The following is a 5,267-nucleotide window of genomic DNA, read 5'->3' as shown; positions in this document are numbered from 1 at the left end:
GCGCGCTTTGCAAAATTCTATAAATTTCGCGATATTTTCGGGCTCGATAAAAGGCTCGTCGGCTTGGACGTTTATGATTAATTCGCTCTCGCTAAGACCCAAAATTCGCGCCGCCTCGTCGATACGATCGGTTCCGCTTTGATGCGTTTGCGAGGTCATCACTGCGCGCAGTCCGTATTTTCGGGCGATAGCCGCCGCGCGTTCGTCGTCTACCGCTACGACCACTTCGTCGCAGTCCGCTACGCGCTTAGCCGTAGCGACGAACATCGGCACGCCGCCTATATCGCAAAAAATTTTGTCCTTAAATCGCGTCGAAGCTAGACGAGCGGGTATGATAATCATCGTTTAATCCATTCTAAAATTTTGCTTTCCAGCTCCGCCGTGCCGAGCGTATCTTTATGAATAGGCGTTTGCGTAAATAGCGTAGCGATAGAGCTCGGTACCGCGTCTTTAAATTTGTTCGCGAGCGCTTCAAGCCCCGCTTTTTCGTCCGTTAGCTCGCGACCTTTGATTGCTTTAAACATGCTAGGCGCGAATTTTACCCAGTGCGCGGTCGAGGTAATTACCGTAGGCGCGCTTAAATTTTGCGCCGCTTTAAAGCAAGTAGCCGTGTGCGGATCTACGATTACGCCGCGCGCGGCTTGTTCTTTGATAAAATTTTCGCACTCTTTATCGCCGCAAAAATCGGCGCTAAAATCCTCGCGAAGCGCGTCTAACTCGCTAGGCGTAAGTTCGTAAAATTTTTGCGTAGCCAGCGCGTCCATTAACTCTTTGCAGCGCACGGCGCCCAGTTTGTCAAATAGTAGTCGCTCGACGTTTGAGCTGATTAAAATATCCATCGCGGGGCTTATGGTTTTAACCAGCTCCTTGCCGCGCAGGTCGTAGCGTCCGCTCGTAAAAAGCTCGGTTAGGATGTTATTTGAGTTAGAGACGATTTTTATTTTGCCGATTTTTGCGCCCGTTTTTTTAGCGTAATAAGCCCCGAGCGCGTTGCCGAAATTTCCGCTAGGCACGATAATATCGATACTTTCGCCCTCTTTTATCTCGCCCGCGGCTAGTAGCCTTACGTAAGCGTAGACGTGGTAGATAATCTGAAATAAAATTCTCCCGAAATTTACCGAGTTTGCCGCGCTTAGTTTAAGCCCGTTTTTAGCTAGCTCGGATTTAAAATTTTCGCTTGCGAGCAGCGTTTTTAGCGCGCGCTGAGCGTCGTCGAAGTCGCCTTTAACGCCGATTACTTTTAAATTAGCGGCGTCCGCGTTTATCATTTGTAGGCGCTGTACCTCGCTCGTGCCGTCTTTTGGATACAAGCAGACTACGCGAACGTTAGGCGAGTCTTTAAACGTTTGCAGCGTCGCGGGACCCGTATCGCCGCTCGTGGCGCACATTATTAGGTATTTTTCGCCGCGCTTGCTAGCTAGCGAGCTTAAAATCTCGCCGAAAGGCTGCAAAGCCATATCTTTAAAAGCGCGAGTAGGCCCGTGCCATAGCTCGTTTACGTAAAGTTTCTCGCCGATCTTTTTTAGTCGCACCGGCTCGTTAGGCTCATCGAAATTTTCGTATCGCCTAAGCGCGCTTTTAAAAATTTCCTCTTCTACGTCTAAATCAAACGCTTTTATAATTTCAAGCGCGAGTTGCTCGTAGCTAAAATTTCCCGCTTTTTGCCAAAAATCGCTTTTAAATTTCGGTAAATTTAAAGGCGCGTAAAGCCCGCCGTGAGCGGAACTAGGCGATAGCAGCGCCTCGCTAAATTCTACGGATTTTAGCGTTTCGCCCGCTTCTGCTCTTGTTTGATAAAGTTTCATTTTTTCCTCTTTTAATCTTAAATTTTATTATTTCTCGCGGATCATCGTGCCGATGCCGTCGTCGGTAAAAAGCTCTAAAAGCAACGAATGCGGCACGCGCCCGTCTAAGATGTGCGCGTTTGCCACGCCGTTTTTCACGCAATCAAGCGCCGCGTCTACTTTTGGTATCATGCCGCCCGTGATCGTGCCGTCCTTTTTTAGCGCGACGATTTGCGCTTCGTTTAGTTTGCTAATTAGCTTTTTATCTTTGTCTAAGATACCTTGCGTGTCGGTTAAAAATATTACTCGCTCCGCGTTTAGCGCGCTTGCGACGCCGCTAGCGCACAAATCGGCGTTAATATTGTAGCTATTTGCCTCCTCGTCCGTAGCGACCGGGGCGACGACCGGGATTAGTCCGTTATCTAGCAGTCCGTTTAGAACATGCGTATTTACGCGCTTGATCTCGCCGACGAAGCCGTATTTCCCGCCATCTAATACGCGCGCTTGCAGCAGTCCCGCATCTTTTCCGCTAACGCCGATCGCTCGCGCGCCGTTTTTATTTAAAAGCGCGGTTATTTCTTTATTTACGTTGCCGCTAAGCACCATTTCTACGACTTCCATCGCCTCTTTATCCGTTACTCTAAGCCCGTCTTTAAATTCGCTTTTTATGTTTAGGCGTTCTAAATAGGAGTTGATTTTTTTACCGCCGCCGTGCACGACTACGACTTTGCAGCCTACGAGCTGTAAAAGCGCTATATCCTTGACGAAATCGTTTTTTAATTCGTCGTCTATTTGTGCGGAGCCGCCGTATTTTACGACGAAAATTTTATCGCGGAATTTCTGAATATAGGGTAGGGCGGAGATGATTATCCGCGCGGTTTGGGTTGCGTCTTTCAAATTTTATCCTTTCGGGCGATTATACCGAAATTTCGGCGTTTAATAGCGCTTTAAATTCGGGCGAGAGCGTCGTTTTTAAACTAATTAACGAAACTGGCAGATTAAAATTTTCGATTTTTACGAAATCTTTTTGCGTTACTAATAGCGAAGTAGCGCCGAAATCGGTTAAAATTTTAACCAGCTCTTCGCGCGTAAAATCGTAATGATCCGGGTAGAAAATTTGCGCTATCGTAGCGCTAAAATGTTCGCTTAAACGCGCGGGATTTGCGATTGCCGTTACTAAAACCATTTTTGCCGTAGGGCGTAAAATTTCGCTTTTTCTAAAATGGCTTTCGCCCTCGCGCGCGGTAAAATCGGCAAATTTCGCAAATGCGGGCGGATAGCGATACGCGCCGCTAGGAAGCGTAAAATTTAGGTGCGGGGCGGATTTGGGCGCGATTAAGACGTTAAATTTTTTAATATTAAATTTACCGAATCCGTCGTCTAGTAAAACGTAGCGCGCGCCTAAATTTTTGGCTAACTCGATGCCCGCTTTTCTATCTTCGCTTACGATTACGTTTGCTTTTACGACGCTTTTTGCGTATTCCATCGCTTCGTCGCCGCTAGTTTTTACGTCCGTTAAAATTTCTCCGTCGGCGCAAATTCGTATGCAGCCCTTAGACTTGCGTCCGTAGCCGCGCAGTACGATAAATCCGCCCGAAAATTCGTTCGCTATCGCCGCGCACAACGGCGTCTTACCGCTTCCGCCCAGCGTCAAATTTCCGATGCTAATAACGGGCAAACCGAACTCCTTTTGGCTTCCTTTCGCAGCGTAAAATTTTATAAAAACGCCTAGCGTATAAAGCGCGCTAAGGGGTAAAAGCGCGTAGGCTAGTAAAATTTGCGCCCGCGTCGGGCGATAAAAATAGCTATCCGCGAAGGCGTGAAATTTGCGTTTAAAATCCGCGCTAAACACGATTTTTAGCTATTTCGTTGATAGTTTGGCAAATTCTATGCGCTTCCTCGTCTTTTAGCGAGTTGTAAATCGGTAGAGAAAGCACTTGCTGATACGTTTTTAACGCATTCGGGAAGGCGTTAACTTTTAGATTGTATTTGTTTTTATAGTAGCTTAAAAGATGTATCGGAATGAAGTGCAGCGACGTGTGGATACCGCGCTCCAAGAGCTCGCGCGCGAAACTATCGCGATTTTTATCGATTTTGATGATATATTGCGTATATAGGTGGTCGCGCTTTTTAATCGGCGCGGTAACGTGCGGGCAGTTTTTCAGCTCTTCGTCGTAAAGAGCGGCGATCGCTTTTCGGCTATCCGTAAATTCGTCGATTTTTTCAAACTGAGCCATGGAATACGCCGCGTCTATCGCGCTGAGGTCGTATTTTAGCCCGATGTCGATCACGTCGTAGACGTAGCCTAGGTTTCCGTATTTATCGATACCGCTAGTTAGCGCGTAGTTGCGAAGTAGTCTTGCGCGCTGCGCGATCGCGTCGTCGTTCGTCGTAAAAAATCCCGAAGTAGCCGTCGGGTTTTGCACCTGCGAATGGATCTGAAAACACGATAAAAACGAGTTTTCGCCGCCGATTTTAGCGCCTTTAAAGCTAAGCCCTATCGCGCGGTCTACGTCGTCTAAAATTTTAACGTCGTATTTTTGCGCGATCTCTTCTAGCTCGTCCAGCTCGGCGCTTTGACCGCCTACGTGGTTAATAAACGCGCATTTTAGTTTTTTGTGATTGTGTTCTTTTAGTACGCTTTCAAAAGCGCTTGGACTAATGCTAAAATCGTCCTCGTTGATATCTACGAAAATGGGCTCGGCGTCGAAGTGGCGGATCGCTTGGGCGATGCTCGGGAAAGCGTTTACCGAGCATACGATCTTATCGCCGCGCTTGATTTGCATCGCGCTTAGAGCTAGGTGCTGCGCCGAGGCGCTATTATTTACGCTAATTACGTGTTTTGCGCCTAGATAATCTTTAATTGCGTTTTCGTAGCGCTCGATTATATTTTTAGAATCTTGGCTATAAAGAGCCGCGGTTACCATATCTACTTCTCGCGCCGTAACGGTCGGTTTGTAAAACGAAATCTCTTCCATGTTTTATCCTTTAATTTGCGCTATCGCGGGCATTCTTCGCTTAAATTCGTTAGCTTTTACGCGCTTTGAAATTTCATTTAACGCGGTTTGGTCTAGGGCGGTTAAAATTCGCTCATCTTTATCGCGCCCGAAATTTTCGAGCGCTTTTAAAATTTCGTCGATCTTTTCATAGCTATATCCGATCTCCGCCTCGTCGCTTTGTCCTTGCCAAAGGTCCGCAGAGGGAGCTTTGTTTATGATTTCCTCATCTATTTTTAAAAATTTCGCAAATTCGAAAATTTCGGTTTTATAAAGCCCTCCGATAGGATTAATCGCGCACGCGGTGTCACCGAAAATCGTGCCGTAGCCGAGCGTTAGCTCGCTTTTATTGCTCGTACCTATGACTAGGGCGCCGATGCTTGCCGAATAGTCGTATAATAGGCTCATTCGCGCTCTGGCGCATAAGTTTCCGAGCCTTACGGGGCTTAAATTTTCGCCGATCGTACCCGCGTAAGCGTCTATAACG

General features: G+C 47.2%; 6 protein-coding genes. All 6 read right to left on the bottom strand.

Annotated elements, in window-relative coordinates; translation table 11 throughout:
* Nucleotides 1-342 (bottom strand): NTP transferase domain-containing protein (locus QZ147_RS08090; RefSeq protein ID WP_295149116.1); only part of this gene is annotated, 342 nt, incomplete at its 3' end.
* The gene (gene thrC / locus QZ147_RS08085; protein WP_295149114.1) at nt 339-1,805 is read right to left on the bottom strand and encodes a threonine synthase; all 1,467 of its coding nucleotides are present in this window, start codon (nt 1,803-1,805) and stop codon (nt 339-341) included. The genes thrC and QZ147_RS08090, both read right to left, overlap by 4 nt.
* 27 nt (nt 1,806-1,832) lie before the next feature.
* Nucleotides 1,833-2,681 carry an acetylglutamate kinase gene (gene argB, locus QZ147_RS08080; protein ID WP_295149111.1) on the bottom strand — a complete coding sequence of 283 codons (849 nt, stop codon included), beginning with the start codon at nt 2,679-2,681 and terminating at the stop codon, nt 1,833-1,835.
* Between the two features lie 19 nt (nt 2,682-2,700).
* The gene (locus QZ147_RS08075) at nt 2,701-3,636 is read right to left on the bottom strand and encodes a tetraacyldisaccharide 4'-kinase (protein ID WP_295149109.1); all 936 of its coding nucleotides are present in this window, start codon (nt 3,634-3,636) and stop codon (nt 2,701-2,703) included.
* Nucleotides 3,629-4,762: an aminotransferase class I/II-fold pyridoxal phosphate-dependent enzyme gene (locus tag QZ147_RS08070; RefSeq protein ID WP_295149106.1), complete on the bottom strand. Its 1,134-nt coding sequence runs from the start codon at nt 4,760-4,762 to the stop codon at nt 3,629-3,631. Before QZ147_RS08070 ends, QZ147_RS08075 begins: the two co-directional genes overlap by 8 nt.
* 3 nt (nt 4,763-4,765) lie before the next feature.
* Nucleotides 4,766-5,267, bottom strand: a 502-nt coding sequence (nadE, locus tag QZ147_RS08065) for an NAD(+) synthase (protein WP_295149103.1), incomplete at its 5' end; no start/stop codon positions are given.

The organism is uncultured Campylobacter sp. (genome assembly GCF_905371695.1).
In the GTDB taxonomy this organism is placed as follows: Bacteria; Campylobacterota; Campylobacteria; order Campylobacterales; family Campylobacteraceae; genus Campylobacter_A.
Note: the sequence above shows the minus strand (reverse complement) of the source record. Positions and strands in the feature narration are given on the sequence as shown.

What these genes read in the sequence shown, in the direction of transcription:
- thrC (WP_295149114.1), bottom strand. Translation starts at nt 1,805, where the DNA reads ATGAAACTTTATCAAACAAGAGCAGAAGCGGGCGAAACGCTAAAATCC.
- QZ147_RS08070 (WP_295149106.1), bottom strand. Translation starts at nt 4,762, where the DNA reads ATGGAAGAGATTTCGTTTTACAAACCGACCGTTACGGCGCGAGAAGTA.